Annotated in this window: 16 protein-coding genes; 8 read left to right on the top strand and 8 right to left on the bottom strand. The window is 44.8% G+C overall.

What is annotated here, in order from left to right; translation table 11 throughout:
• Positions 1-51 precede the first annotated feature (51 nt).
• Positions 52-753 (bottom strand): class I SAM-dependent methyltransferase, encoded by a 702-nt coding sequence (locus tag NYE36_RS11235; protein WP_015417647.1) that lies wholly within the window; start codon positions 751-753, stop codon positions 52-54.
• Positions 754-899: 146 nt separating this feature from the next.
• Here NYE36_RS11235 and NYE36_RS11230 point away from each other — a divergent pair, with 146 nt between their 5' ends.
• Positions 900-2,303 carry a S41 family peptidase gene (locus NYE36_RS11230; protein WP_039254848.1) on the top strand — a complete coding sequence of 468 codons (1,404 nt, stop codon included), beginning with the start codon at positions 900-902 and terminating at the stop codon, positions 2,301-2,303.
• Between the two features lie 60 nt (positions 2,304-2,363).
• Here NYE36_RS11230 and NYE36_RS11225 read toward each other — a convergent pair whose 3' ends face one another.
• The gene (locus NYE36_RS11225) at positions 2,364-3,089 is read right to left on the bottom strand and encodes a GntR family transcriptional regulator (protein ID WP_015417645.1); all 726 of its coding nucleotides are present in this window, start codon (positions 3,087-3,089) and stop codon (positions 2,364-2,366) included.
• 249 nt (positions 3,090-3,338) lie between these two features.
• Here NYE36_RS11225 and bglA point away from each other — a divergent pair, with 249 nt between their 5' ends.
• Both bglA and NYE36_RS11215 read left to right on the top strand, forming a co-directional pair.
• Positions 3,339-4,781, top strand: coding sequence for a 6-phospho-beta-glucosidase BglA (gene bglA, locus NYE36_RS11220; RefSeq protein ID WP_094032094.1), 1,443 nt, complete (start codon positions 3,339-3,341; stop codon positions 4,779-4,781).
• Positions 4,782-4,928: 147 nt separating this feature from the next.
• Complete coding sequence (locus NYE36_RS11215) at positions 4,929-6,407, top strand: glycoside hydrolase family 30 beta sandwich domain-containing protein (RefSeq protein ID WP_265451407.1); 1,479 nt, start codon at positions 4,929-4,931, stop codon at positions 6,405-6,407.
• A gap of 33 nt (positions 6,408-6,440) precedes the next feature.
• Here the strand turns inward: NYE36_RS11215 and NYE36_RS11210 are convergent, their stop codons facing one another.
• Together NYE36_RS11210 and NYE36_RS11205 are read right to left on the bottom strand one after the other, a co-directional pair.
• A complete protein-coding gene (locus NYE36_RS11210; protein ID WP_144464419.1) occupies positions 6,441-7,931 on the bottom strand; it encodes a sodium:solute symporter in 1,491 nt (496 codons plus the stop codon).
• Positions 7,931-8,131, bottom strand: coding sequence for a DUF3311 domain-containing protein (locus NYE36_RS11205; RefSeq protein WP_003153716.1), 201 nt, complete (start codon positions 8,129-8,131; stop codon positions 7,931-7,933). The genes NYE36_RS11210 and NYE36_RS11205 overlap by 1 nt, the downstream gene beginning before the upstream one ends.
• 185 nt (positions 8,132-8,316) lie before the next feature.
• Here NYE36_RS11205 and NYE36_RS11200 point away from each other — a divergent pair, with 185 nt between their 5' ends.
• Both NYE36_RS11200 and NYE36_RS11195 read left to right on the top strand, forming a co-directional pair.
• Positions 8,317-9,240, top strand: coding sequence for a ring-cleaving dioxygenase (locus NYE36_RS11200; RefSeq protein ID WP_241457499.1), 924 nt, complete (start codon positions 8,317-8,319; stop codon positions 9,238-9,240).
• A 2-nt stretch (positions 9,241-9,242) separates the two neighbouring features.
• Positions 9,243-9,845 (top strand): alpha/beta hydrolase, encoded by a 603-nt coding sequence (locus NYE36_RS11195; protein WP_052827554.1) that lies wholly within the window; start codon positions 9,243-9,245, stop codon positions 9,843-9,845.
• Positions 9,846-9,888: 43 nt separating this feature from the next.
• Here NYE36_RS11195 and NYE36_RS11190 read toward each other — a convergent pair whose 3' ends face one another.
• On the bottom strand, positions 9,889-10,497 hold the full coding sequence (locus NYE36_RS11190; RefSeq protein WP_003153727.1) for a nitroreductase family protein: 609 nt from the start codon (positions 10,495-10,497) through the stop codon (positions 9,889-9,891).
• A gap of 129 nt (positions 10,498-10,626) precedes the next feature.
• Between NYE36_RS11190 and NYE36_RS11185 the strand changes: the two genes are divergently transcribed.
• Positions 10,627-10,968, top strand: a complete 342-nt coding sequence (locus NYE36_RS11185) for a winged helix-turn-helix transcriptional regulator (RefSeq protein ID WP_012117759.1) — start codon at positions 10,627-10,629, stop codon at positions 10,966-10,968.
• A gap of 39 nt (positions 10,969-11,007) precedes the next feature.
• Here the strand turns inward: NYE36_RS11185 and NYE36_RS11180 are convergent, their stop codons facing one another.
• Both NYE36_RS11180 and NYE36_RS11175 read right to left on the bottom strand, forming a co-directional pair.
• Positions 11,008-11,376: a hypothetical protein gene (locus NYE36_RS11180; RefSeq protein ID WP_144664655.1), complete on the bottom strand. Its 369-nt coding sequence runs from the start codon at positions 11,374-11,376 to the stop codon at positions 11,008-11,010.
• A 52-nt stretch (positions 11,377-11,428) separates the two neighbouring features.
• The gene (locus NYE36_RS11175; protein ID WP_003153733.1) at positions 11,429-11,818 is read right to left on the bottom strand and encodes a tautomerase family protein; all 390 of its coding nucleotides are present in this window, start codon (positions 11,816-11,818) and stop codon (positions 11,429-11,431) included.
• Positions 11,819-12,018: 200 nt separating this feature from the next.
• Here NYE36_RS11175 and NYE36_RS11170 point away from each other — a divergent pair, with 200 nt between their 5' ends.
• Positions 12,019-12,258: a hypothetical protein gene (locus tag NYE36_RS11170; RefSeq protein ID WP_003153736.1), complete on the top strand. Its 240-nt coding sequence runs from the start codon at positions 12,019-12,021 to the stop codon at positions 12,256-12,258.
• A gap of 35 nt (positions 12,259-12,293) precedes the next feature.
• Here the strand turns inward: NYE36_RS11170 and NYE36_RS11165 are convergent, their stop codons facing one another.
• Positions 12,294-12,758: a hypothetical protein gene (locus NYE36_RS11165; protein ID WP_039254863.1), complete on the bottom strand. Its 465-nt coding sequence runs from the start codon at positions 12,756-12,758 to the stop codon at positions 12,294-12,296.
• Positions 12,759-12,855: 97 nt separating this feature from the next.
• Between NYE36_RS11165 and rarD the strand changes: the two genes are divergently transcribed.
• The gene (rarD, locus tag NYE36_RS11160) at positions 12,856-13,752 is read left to right on the top strand and encodes an EamA family transporter RarD (protein ID WP_265451408.1); all 897 of its coding nucleotides are present in this window, start codon (positions 12,856-12,858) and stop codon (positions 13,750-13,752) included.
• The last annotated feature ends 29 nt before the right edge of the window (positions 13,753-13,781 follow it).

The following is a 13,781-nucleotide window of genomic DNA, read 5'->3' as shown; positions in this document are numbered from 1 at the left end:
TGATAGAGTGCGGTAAAAAGGTTGGACGAAAACAGGAGGACAATCGCCGTTTTACTTGTAAGCGACAAAAGCGCAGTGTCCCATATATTCACGGTACGTCTGCATAAGCTCGTAATGAGCCGTCAGCGTATCGTAGTGAACCGGCTGAATAACGGGCGATAAATCCATTTCTGTAGTCGGCTCCTGCGCATTGTTTTCATAGACAGCGGGAATGAAATCCGCTTTTTGAAAGCCTTGCTGAAGCAATCTCTGTTTCCATGACGTTTCATCCTGCAATACGGTAAAACCGTAGAAGTCTTTTATCTGCGTGATGGCGTTTTCCGGCATGGGCTTTTGTAAAGCAGCTTCAATGCCGATCAGCATACCCCCGGGTTTAAGGACCCGCAGGATTTCAGACAGCGATGAATCAAGATTTGAAAAGGTGAGAACTGATTCGGAAAGAACGGCGGAAAATTGATTTTCAGCAAACGGGAGCCGCTCAAGCTCCGCCAAATAGCCCGGAATGGTTAAGCCTTCAGCGGCAAATCGTTTTGCTGCTTTTTCAAGCATAAGGGGATCCTTATCAACACAGGTGACGGGGTACAGCAGGTGGCCGAGATAAGCGGCCGTCTGTCCCGTTCCGCAGCCGGCGTCAAGAATCGGTTCGCCAGGAGGAGGAGCCGCTTTTGTGAGAACGGCTTTGGAAAAAGCGAGCCCGCCCGGGTGAGCCCCTCCGACTCCGAATAAGGACAGCATTTCTAAATATTTGCTCAAAGGCCGAATCCTCCTTTTTTCCTCAGCATATGTTGAGAGAAAAACATAGGTTTGGGTAAACGGGAAAGAAGGGCGCCTCACGTTTGAAGTTGACGAATGAGCGTTCGTCTATGATAATAATGTAAGAATAAAAAGGTGGTGTTTTCTTGAAGCGGCAATTTAAACTGTTTTTTATTATATTGATCACCGCGGTCGCAGCCTCGGCGCTTACGCTGTTTATCACGGGCAATACGACCATTTTCGGACAAGGCTCGGCTGCTTTGACGAACAGCAAATTTGAGAAATTCAATAAAGCCTACGAACAGATTAAAAGTGATTACTATCAAAAAACAGATGACAGCAAATTAGTAGACGGAGCGATAAAAGGCATGATCAGTTCCCTGGATGATCCATATTCTTCTTATATGGACCCGCAGGAAGGAAAGTCTTTTGAAGAAACAATTTCCGCTTCGTTTGAAGGCATCGGCGCACAAGTGGAAGAAAAGGACGGCAGTATCCTGATCGTATCGCCGATTAAAGGGTCACCCGCGGAAAAAGCGGGGGTTAAACCGAATGACCAGATTTTGAAGGTCAACGGCAAAAGCGTTAAGGGCCTTAATGTAAACGAAGCCGTCGCATTAATCCGCGGCAAAAAGGGAACAAACGTCAAGCTCGTGCTGCACAGAGCGGGTGTCGGCGATCTGAACCTGTCGATCAAACGTGACACCATTCCGGTTGAAACGGTGTACTCTGAAATGAAAAAAGGAGACATCGGCGAAATCCAAATCACATCCTTCTCCGAATCGACGGCAAAAGAGCTGAATTCAGCCATTGACAGCCTCGAAAAACAAGGAGCGAAAGGATACATTCTCGATTTAAGGGGCAACCCGGGCGGACTGATGGATGAAGCCATCAAAATGAGCAACATGTTTATCGATAAAGGGAAAAATATCATGCAGGTCGAATACAAAGACGGCACGAAAGAGGTTATGAAAGCGACGAAAGAGCGCAAAGTGACAAAACCGACAGTCGTCCTCGTCAATGACGGCACCGCGAGCGCCGCAGAAATCATGTCGGCTGCGCTGCATGAATCATCGGGCATTCCGCTGATCGGCGAGAAAACGTTCGGAAAAGGAACCGTGCAGACGGCAAAAGATTACAGCGACGGTTCTACCGTTAAACTGACAATCGCTAAATGGCTGACAGCGGACGGAGAGTGGATTCATAAAAAAGGCATCAAACCGCAATATCAGGTTAAGCTTCCTGAATATGCGAACCTGCCGTATTTAGATGCGAAAAAAACATACAAATACGGGGATTCCGGAACTACCGTCACCAATGCGCAAAAAATGCTGAAAGCGCTGGGGTACAGCGTGAAAGTAAACGGCACGTATGATAAAGCATTTGAACAAGCCGTTAAACAATTCCAAGCAAAAGAGAAACTGAAACAAACAGGCATTATAAAGGGAGACACAACGGCAAAATTGATGACGGATCTGCAAAAACAGCTTGCGGACAACGATACACAAATGAAAAAAGCCGTTGAAACATTAAATAAGAATATGAAATAGTAAAAAACACCCGATGCGCCGCTCGCGCATTGGGTGTTTTCTGTTTGCGAAAAGCCCGTCTTATGTCGTTTCCTGTTCAAAAAGGTGGCTGTTCGCCTGAATGAAAAACTGTGATTGCTCATAGTGATAGGTGACTTTTGAGAAGTCAAACGGCTGGCCGTTGGTTAAATGAAAAATCGTTTCAACGCAAAGCTTAGGCGCTCCTGTAAACAGACCTAAGTACTCCGCTTCTTCCTCATTTAACATCCCCGCGTACAGATATAAATCTGAAAAACCACGCTTTAACCCGAGACCTTCTCTAATATAATCAAATATTGATTCTGCCACGATCTCTTTATTCAAATACGTAATAATCGATTTGTTGTAAAATGACTCTTCGATACACAATGTCAGCCCGTCAATATATCGGATTCGCTTGACATAATACACGTCGCCGTCAGGCGGCATATTCAGATTTTGGGCAGCCTCAGGCGTGGGTTTTCTCACTTCCAGCGCTAATAATTTGGAAGTGACATTAAAATCTTCCAGCGATTCTTTAAATCCCTGATTAGAAAGCAGACTGATATACCCTTTTCTTTTATTCCGTCTGACAAAAATGCCGCTTCCCCTCACTTGAAACACAATCCCCTTTTTTTCTAATAAATCTAAGGACTTGGTGATCGTGCTTTTGCTCACGTTAAACCGGGTCATTAAGGTTTGCAGCACAGGCAGTTTATCCCCTTGCTGCAGCTGATGTTCTTCTATGTATTTTTCAATATCTATCGCGATTTGCTGGTATTTTAACATATACATTCCTCATTCATTTATTGTCCCGCTTCTTCCAGAATTATAGCATAATCGTTTTTAAAAGCCATTTCGTAAATTAACTATAATTGTTTATGTATTGATAAATTATACCGGTACAATTATAATGTAAACGTATAATATGAAAATGAAGGCAGGAATTCTTCTGCACTTGCGAAGCGGATGCTTGAAGCGGCTGCAGTGCATTTATTCGGCATGCAAGCGGCAGTCAAATAAAGGAGGATATAAACGATGGGGACATTGCCAAAAGATTTTTTATGGGGAGGCGCTCTGGCCGCCCACCAATTTGAAGGGGGATGGAATAAAGGCGGCAAGGGACCGAGTGTAGTGGACGTTATGACAGCAGGTGCGCATGGTGTGCCCCGGAAAATAACAGATACAATTGAAGAGCGGGAATTTTATCCGAATCATGAAGCGATTGATTTTTATCATCGTTATAAAGAGGACATCGCATTATTCAGCGAGCTGGGTCTGAAATGTTTAAGAACGTCCATCGGCTGGAGCAGAATTTTTCCTAAAGGTGATGAAGCCGAGCCCAATGAGGAAGGATTGGCTTTTTACGACCGGGTGTTTGATGAATTGCTGAAACATGGGATTGAACCGGTAATCACGTTGTCACATTTTGAGATGCCGCTGCATTTGGCGAGAGAATACGGCGGTTTCAGAAACAGAAAAACAGTCGGATTTTTTGTAAAATTCGCTGAAGTGTGTTTTGAACGCTATAAACATAAGGTGAAGTATTGGATGACGTTTAACGAAATCAATAATAAGATGGATGTGAATAATCCTATCTTTTTATGGACGAACTCGGGCGTCGCCGTCAAAGAAAACGAAAACGCAAAAGAAGTCATGTATCAGGCCGGCCATCACGAACTGCTGGCAAGCGCATTGGCTGTTTCGAAGGGAAGAGACATCAATCCCGAGTTCAGGATCGGCGCGATGGTATCACATGTTCCGATTTACCCGTACTCATCTCACCCCGACGATGTGATGCTGGCTGAAGAAACGATGAGACAGCGTTTTTTCTTCCCGGACGTGCAGGTTCGCGGATATTATCCAAGCTATGCGTTAAAAGAGTTTGAAAGAGAAGGCTATCAGATACACTTTGAAGACGGTGATGAAGAGATTTTGAAAAACGGCCGAGTGGACTACCTCGGATTCAGCTATTACATGTCCACTACCGTAAAAAGTAACGTGATAAACGATAATACCGGGGATGTCGTAAACGGAGGATTGCCAAACGGTGTGGAAAATCCTTATATTACAGCGAGTGATTGGGGCTGGGCGATTGACCCGACCGGTTTACGGTACACATTAAACCGCTTATACGACCGCTACCAGATTCCATTATTTATCGTGGAAAACGGATTCGGCGCCATCGACACATTAGAAGAGGACGGTTCAATTCATGACACTTCAAGAATTGAATATTTATCGTCACATATAAATGCTTTGAAAAAAGCAATCACATATGATGGTGTGGATGTAATGGGCTATACACCATGGGGAATTATTGATATCGTGTCATTTACAACCGGAGAAATGAAAAAACGCTACGGCATGATTTATGTTGATCGGGATAATGAAGGCAACGGTTCAATGAGGCGGCTTAAGAAAGACTCATTTGAATGGTATAAAAAAGTGATTGAAACAAACGGCTCATATGTATCTTAAAGGTGTAAAAAGGGAAGGCTTCACCGTTGTGTGAAGCCGGCTTTTTATCAGTAATTTTGAAAGCGTATTCATTTAAGCGGAAAGGAGGTGACTGTCCGGCTTTTCATTTAGAATCGCTTATAAAAATAAGGAAAGGGATGGTGGTTCATGTTTTTGAAAAAAGGTCTGCACATGACCCTGGTTTTTCTTATGTTTTTCTTTTTCATATCAAGCAGCACGGAAACCGAAGTGTATGCGGCTGATCGGAAGGCTTCAGACAAAAACAAAGTAAGGGTGTGGTTCAGTTCTGAAAAAGATCCGGCTTCCCGTACGTGGTATGACGGGCCGCTGGAAGTGAAATACGCCTTAGACGAACAAACACCGCTTACATGGACAAAAAAGAAGGCTTCTGACTCCGCCGCCGTGTATATTGATCCGTCGCGCCGCTATCAAAGTGTGTTAGGCGTAGGATCGTCCCTGGAAGAATCCACAATCCATAATTTATCAAAAATGACACCCGCAAAAAGAAAAGAAGTGCTGAAAAAACTGGTTGATCCCAAAGATGGTATCGGAATGGACGTTATGCGCATAACGATCGGGACATCTGATTTTACGGCACAGGAATTTTATACGTATGACGATATGCCTGAAGGCCAAACAGATCCTAAGCTCCATCATTTCTCGATTCAAAAGGATGTTGATTTACACATTACAGCAACCATCAAGGAAGCGCTGGCGATAAATCCGGAACTGAAAATCATTGCCTCGCCGTGGAGCCCGCCGGCTTGGATGAAAACGAATGAAAACCTCAAGCGGGGAAAGCTGAAAGATAAATATATCGGCGAACTGGCCGTTTACTTCCGCAAATTTATTGAGGCGTACGAAAAGCAAGGAATTCCGATTTATGCCATGACCCTTCAAAATGAACCTTTGCTGGAAATCGACTATCCGAGCATGTATATGCCGCCGTCTCAGCAGCGCAAACTGGCACTGGCCTTAAAAAAAGAAATGAAAAAACACGTAATTGACACGAAAATTTGGATTTATGATCACAATGCGAGCGGGGCGTGGAACTATATTCCGCCGATTTTAGATGATAAAAAAGGAAACCGGGCGGCAGACGGCATCGCTTTTCACGATTATGACGGTGACCTTTCCGTCATGTCGGAAATCGGAAAGAGATATCCTGATCAATCTATTCACTTAACGGAGCGGTCTGTCTGGGGGACGGCAGGGGCGGACCGGATCGCGCAGTATTTCCGCAACGGCGCGTCGAGCTACAATGCGTGGGTGACGATGCTCGACAGTCAAATCAAGACGCATCATTGGATAGGCACCCCGGACCCGACGCTGTTTATTCAGGATGCCAAAAACCCTGACCGCTATTGGAATATCCCGATCTTTCATATGACAGGCAACTTCTCAAAATTTATCGACCGGGGAGCAAAGCGGATAGAAAGTAATTACGGCTCCAAAAACACAGTCTCGAATGTATCGTTCCTTAATCCTGATCAATCCATTGTGACAGTCGTAATCAACCAGACATCCGCCGATCAAAAATTCCATGTCGTTTCAGAAAATCGGCAGTTTGAAGCCGTCATCCCGGCTAAAACCGTGGCTACCTACAAATGGAAGCGGAAAAAGTAAAAACCGGCACATTTACGTGCCGGCTTCTTTCTGTTAAGCGCCTTTTTGGTTCAGTTCATCAGAAGGCGCTTTATTGAATAAACCGTCTTTGACGGCGTTTGAAGCCGCTTTTTTTACAAAAAACGGGTTGAGGATAATAACGGCTGCCATGTTAGCGGTCAAACCCCAAAAGCCTTCATATATACCGTGGGCGGATTGGGTGATATTTACCGTGAATGTCACGATAAGACCGACGAGAAGACCGATAATTGTCGCTTCTTTCGTTTGATTCTTCCAAAACAGACTGACGGCGATAGCCGGAAAGATCTGAACCATGCCGGAAACACCGAGAAGCTGAAGGGTAACGAGCGCAGTCGGGAACAGCATGCCGAATAAAAGCGCGAGCCCGATGACGACAAATACCATTGAACGGGTGATCATCGTCAGCTTGCTTGGTGACACATTCGGGTGAATCAAATCCCGATATAAGTTATTCGCAAATAAGTTTGATGCTCCGATGGCCATGATAGAGCAGGGAATCAATGACGCAAGAGCAATCGTGGAGTAAGCAAAGCCCTGCGCGACTCCGCCGTAAGACGTTTGAATCAGCTTCAATAAAGCGAGCCGCGGATTGGTATCTTCCGGCAGGACAAGAAACGCGATAAAGCCGAGAAAAATAACAAGAATCAAAACAATATTATAAAGCGGCAGAAACATGCTGTTTTTGCGGACGGCATCTGCGCTTTTTGCCGTAAATACGCCGGTTGCCGCATGCGCCCACATAAAGAGCGCCAGCGCAGATACGATGGAAGCTGTGATAAACCAAGGAATTCCTTTCGGCCCCGAGTCCGGAATCGTCAGCATTTGCGGCGCTTTTTCAGCCAGAGTGTGAATCATCGGCGTCCAGCCGTGAAAATGGATCAGCGGGAGTGACACGACCATAAACAGCATAATCACCCACACGAGAATGTCTTTAATAATCGCCGTAAACGTCGGCCCTTTAATTCCGCTGAAAAAAGTATAAAGCGCTACAAGAATAAAAGAGATGATGACGACCACATTGACATTAATGACACCCGTTCCGGCCACCTGAAGCGTATCTTGAATTCCGCTCAGCTGGAGACAAATATAAGGAATGAGCATAAGAACGCCGACAATGGCGACAAGACTGGCCAAAAGTTTACTGTCAAAACGCTCACGGGCATAATCGGCAAGCGTCGTTAATTTGTGTATTTTTGCCACTTTCCACAGCTTCGGCAGAAAGAAATACGCGATAAAATACGCCAAAACAGAATACGGAATGGCAAAAAAAGCAACGCTTCCCCCTGTGTAGGCAGTGCTTGTTAAGCCTAAAAACGTATAAGCCGTATAGAGATCCGCGCCGACTAAAAACCAGACGAGGAGCCCCCCGAACCGTCTGCCGCCGACAGACCATTCCTCAACAGAAGTGCGTGATGATTTGTCTCTCCCGGCTATAAAGCCGATGCAGACAACGGTTAAAACGATGACGGCTGTAATGATCAATGCTGTTATATTTGCGGGCATCAGTCCAGTCCTCCTTGTTTCTTCTGCAGCCTATAAATAAGAAACGAACATAATGGAGTGACTGCGATCCATAAAAGCAGCCAGAAATGAAAAAAAGGCAGCCCGATAATGATCGGATGAACCCGATTAGCGACTGACAGCAGGGCCAGCTGGCTGAAAGGGATTAAGATGAGAACGAAAATTAGTGCTTTTCTGACCATTTACTTTCCTCCTGAAACTTGATAATGCTCCTTATCATAGCAGGTGTCAGATAAGATCACAAGATATTTTTCAGAAAAAAAAGAATTCTATTACTTTTTTAACTGAAACACTTTAGTTGCATCTTCATTCATATTAAATTAGAATAGTTAATATCTCGAAATCAAGATATTTAGGAGTGAATACATTGAATACGCAAGGATTGCACCATGTTACCGCATTTGCAAAAGATCCTGCTGAAAATCTTCGGTTTTATACTGAAGTGCTGGGTTTGCGGCTCGTTAAAAAAACCGTTAATTTTGACGACCCGGCCACTTATCACTTTTATTTCGGCAACCAAAACGGAGAGCCGGGTACGATCATTACATTTTTTCCTTTTCAGGGAAGCCGCCCGGGAACCGTGGGAAAAGGGCAGGCCGGAAGAATTTATTTCTCCGTGCCGAAAGGAGCACTCGCGTTTTGGAAGCGCCGGCTTGAAGGAAACGGCTTGTCTGTAAAAGAACAGATCATGCTGTCTGAACAAGTGCTTCTCTTTAATGATACAGAAGACCTGCCGCTTGCCATAATGGAAGATGAAAGAAGCGGACAGAGTGAATGGACTCCTGCGGGCATTACTGAAAAAGAAGCGATCACAGGCATGAGAGGTGTTCTTCTGTACTCGTACCGTCCTGAAGCAACCATTCAATTTCTCATAGAACGCTTCGGTTATTCAAAGACAGGAGAAGAACAGCAGATTGTCAGGCTGCAATTGGAGGCGCGGATCGGACATATTATAGATGTTGACCTTGCGCCGAAAGAAACAGGTATCGGCGGTTACGGGACAGTTCATCATGTCGCTTTCCGCACTAGCGAAAAAGAGCAGGCGAAATGGAAGGATATTCTTGCTGATTCTCATCTTGCTTCATCTGACATTCTTGACAGGTCTTACTTTACATCAATCTATTTCAGGGAAAGCGGCGGCATTTTATTTGAAATGGCAACCGATGAACCGGGCTTTATGACGGATGAATCCTTTGAAAATCTCGGAACAGAGCTGAAGCTTCCGGAATGGCTGGAAGAGCATCGCAGCCAGATTACAGCTGTTCTGCCCAAAATGGAGAAAGGAGAATGATGATGAAACATGTGTTTGAACAGGGAACGTCAGAAAATGTTCTGCTGCTTTTGCACGGAACGGGAGGAAATGAACATGATCTTCTGTCGCTCGGACGTTTTATCGATCCGAACGCAAGTCTGCTCGGGGTCAGAGGATCAGTGTCGGAAAACGGCATGCCCCGTTTTTTTAAGCGGCTGAAAGAAGGCGTATTTGACGAGAAAGATTTAATTGAACGGACGGAAGAATTAAAGAATTTTATTGATGAAGCGGCGCAAATGTACGGATTCAGCAGAGAAAACGTGATTGCTGCCGGCTATTCAAACGGCGCCAATATTGCAGCAAGTCTTTTGTTTCATTATAAAGATGTACTGAAAGGAGCGGTTCTGCATCATCCGATGGTGCCGATACGCGGAGTGAAGCTGCCTGATATGGAAGGGCTGCCTGTGTTTATCGGTGCAGGAAAACGCGATCCTCTATGTACAAAAGAAGAATCGGAGGAGCTTTATCAGTATCTGACAGATGCCCATGCATCCGTTTCTCTTGTTTGGCAGGAGGGCGGTCATCAGCTCACACAGCAGGAAGCAGAGCAGGCACGAACCTGGTACAGTGAGCGATTCCTATAAAAAACCCTTAGTCTGCTTAAGCGGACTAAGGGTTTCTTTCATCTTACAGCCAAGTTGACACTTTAGATACAGGCAGCCGGTTGCTTTTATGCGCCGGCTTAACGGCTTTACCGATTGAAATCAGCATGACGGGCACGAAACGCTCGCTCACGTCGAATTCCTTAACGAATTGCTCTTTATTGAATCCGCCGATCGCGCAAGTGTCGTAGCCTTTTGCTTTAGCGGCTAGCATCAGCTGCATCGCTGCTAAAGAAGCGTTTAAAAATGCTGAATCACGGGCAAACTGATCATTTTGGTATGCACCGTTAATCTGGCCTAAAAGCGTTTGTTTAATCTCTTCTGTGATATTGCCTTGCTCAGCCAGTTCAGCATAAACGTCTTCACCATTTTCATTTGCTTTTAAATCGCCTAATACGGCAATAACTGCTGATGAATCAATAATCTGTTTTTGATTAAAAGCAACCGGAAGCAGGGCAGCTTTTGCTTCATCACTGTGAAAGACTTGAAAATGCCAATGCTGAAGGTTCCAGGCGGAAGGCGCTTGCGTTGTGATTTCAAGGAGTTCTGTTAATTCCTCTTTTGTAATGACCGCGTCTTTATCGTATTCTTTAACAGATGCGCGTTCTTTTAAAACGTCTAATACGGATGTCATCATGTTTCCTCCTTCGGATAAACGTGTTATCATAATAGAAAAGTTAGAAGCTTACTAAATGTAACTCGAAAACTAATTTTAATGGATCACAAAAAACTTGTCAATTCATAGATGAAGGGATGAACTCACGTGGGATATACAATGTGTCCTAAAATGGAATCCGCTTTTTCTCTTTTGGGAAAGCGCTGGAACGGCCTCATTATCCATGTACTGATGGACGGGCCGAAACGATTTAAAGATATGACCGAAACGATACCGACAATCAGCCAAAAAATGCTCGCGGAGCGGCTCAAAGAGCTGGAACAAAATGAAATCGTCGAGCGTCAGGTGCTGCCTGAAACACCTGTCAAAGTCATTTATAAACTGACTGATAAAGGCTTGGCCCTGCAAGCCGTTTTTCAGGAAATGCAAAAATGGGCAGACAGTTTTTGCGAGCCCGGGGGATCTGCCAACGACACATGTGATGAATAACAAAGGCTGCCCAAGGCAGCCTTTTCTTAATGATCATGTTTACTCGTCATAAAAACCATTAATATCAAAATTGTTCAGATTGAGGTTCAAGCCTTTTAATTGCTTTAATAAAGCATCGAATGTAAGGAAATGATCATTTTTATATTCCGCCGGGACATCATTTGGAGAAAATAGTTTCATTCCTCCTTCAATCCACTGTTTCCGGTATAACTGAAATGCCGCTTCAATTAAATGATCAGGCGTTACAATAAACCCTAAGCTTACGTCATGGTCCTCGCTGTAGCCGAATTCAAACCCGCAGCAGGGGCAAATATCAAATGTTTTTTGATATTCGCCGTTATAAACGGGACTTGTCTCTAATCCTTTAAATCCGCATATTAAACAAGGATACAACTCACTAACCAACATACATCCCTCTTTTATTCAGTTTGCAATCATTCAGAACAAGCCGGGAGGCCTTTTACAGTTTCCCGGTTAAAAACTGAGCCTCACCAAGCCCGAAGCTCCAATCGGCGTTCCCGTTTTCTGTAATGGAAATCATGACGTCCTCGGGTGATATGCCGCATTCTGTTTTAAGCTGATCAGCCATCAGTTGATATAACGTTTCTTTTTGATGTTCGGTGCGCGCTTTGCTGACAATGCTGATGATGACAAGATCTTTGCTTCTTTTGAAACCGAGCCCGGTATCTTCAATGATAAGCTCATGAGGCCGATGCTGGTGAACGATCTGATAACGGTCCGTTACAGGGACGTCAAAAGCTTTAACCATGGCGTAATGGGCGGTATCCAGTAATTTTTTTAATGCTGCGTCATCCCGGCCTTCAATAACGTCAAAACGAAGTAATGGCATATTTTATTCCCCCTGATGGTTTTATAATGTCGAAACTTGTAAAAAAGTATAACATTTAATCAAAATGTAATCAAATTATAACCAAAATGTTTATGCATTAATGCAATATCAGAGAGAGGCACATGTTGTTACAATCGCCCAATCAATTTCCTCATTTTATGAATACGCTTAAGAATAGGCAGACATAAAGGAGGAAAAACATGTACCCTCGTCATGCATTGTATCGCGGGAATTTCGGTCCTGCCGGATTTCCGGCGAGAAGTCCTTTTTTGTTCGGCGCTCCTTTATTCGGCGGATTTTTAGGCGGTCTTCTCGGAGGCGTGATTGCCACAGGTTTCACAAGACCCCGCTATCCGTACGGGTTCGCCGGTTACGGATACGGAGGCGTCCCATACGGCGGTTTTGGGCCGGGTGCCGGCGGTTATCCGCCATTTTATTAAAGAAAAAACGGCCTGCATCGCGCGGGCCGTTTTTTTTATCTTAAAATCTCCACTTCCGATAGATTGTAGTCTTCCTGTTTTGAAAACATAACTTCAATCATCCCGTCTTTATAGACTGCTTTTGTTCCTTTCCGTTTGACGAGGCTCGGAAGGACGATTTCTTTTTTTCCTTCTCCCAGACTGCTGTTCTCTACAACGAGGCTGTGTGACGTATGCTTAATCCTGATACGGTCGAGTTCCTCTTGTTCGGCGGGAATTTTCGCAAAAACATGATCGGATGTTTCAAAAAGGTCAATTTCCGGCTTGGGCGGTTCCGCTTCGACCGGCTCGGCCTTTTTGGACATTGGGTCGCGAAAAGGGAACTGTCCGGCATAACCGGCGCCGAATACGCTTTCCATCACTCGGTTGACATATGTCTCGACATCTTTCGGATCAGCATTTTTAAACGTTTCTTTAGAGAACTGATTTTGGAAGGGAAAATATCTGTTCCAATCAAACACGGCATCTCACCCTTTCTTAACGGACAACATAGTATATGCCCGCCGGAAGCTTCCCGTGATATAATATAATCTGTTTACAGAAAGGAAGGGGAAGGCCGTGCAAGGGAATAACGCAAGAAAAGGAATCATTTATACCGCTTGTTCTTTCGTCATGTGGGGGCTGTTTCCGGTCTATTGGAAACTTCTTGAACAAATACCCGCATTGGACATTTTAGCTCACCGGATTTTATGGTCATTTGTTTTCATGTGTGTGCTTTTAACTGTGCTTAAGAAGTGGAAAACCGGATGGCGTGAACTGCGTCTTTTGAAATCGGAAGGGGGCCTGCTGGCGCTTTTTTTCGCTTCCGTTTTAATTTCCGTTAATTGGTTTGTGTACATATGGGCCGTCAATCACGGCTTTTTGCTTGAAGCAAGTCTCGGGTACTACATTAATCCGCTCGTTTCCGTTCTTTTGGGCATCCTATTCTTAAAAGAAAAGCTTAACAAGATGCAAACAGCAGCCGTTTCTATTGCCGGGGCGGCCGTGATCATATCTGCGTTTCAATATGGCGCGGTTCCTTATATCGCATTGCTGCTTGCATTCAGCTTCGGCCTGTACGGCTTATGTAAAAAAAAAACCCGCATGTCCAGCACGATCGGACTGACGCTGGAGACGCTTTTGATTACCCCGGCTGCACTTATTTATTTAGGATATACAGCTGACGGGAGCACTTCCGGGTCCTTGGGGGCGGGAACATGGGCGCTCCTATTCTTCGCAGGCGTATTTACGGCTCTGCCGCTGTTGCTGTTTGCAGAGGGGGCAAAGCGTCTTCCGCTGTATCAAGTCGGCATTTTGCAATATATAGCGCCGACCATTACCCTTATGCTCGGCGTATTTGTGTATCATGAACCGTTTTCCGGGCAAAAAGCGTTTACCTTCATTTGTATATGGGCAGCATTGCTTTTGTTTACCTTTTCACAGATAAAATGGAAGCGGCCGATAAAAAGCCGCTAAGCCTTTCGCTTTCCAGCGATAGCTTAAAT

This window comes from Bacillus sp. FSL R5-0593, from assembly GCF_038603755.1.
Taxonomy (GTDB): domain Bacteria; phylum Bacillota; class Bacilli; order Bacillales; family Bacillaceae; genus Bacillus; species Bacillus velezensis.
The sequence above is the reverse complement of the archived record's forward strand: the minus strand, read 5'-3'. Positions and strand labels throughout refer to the sequence as shown.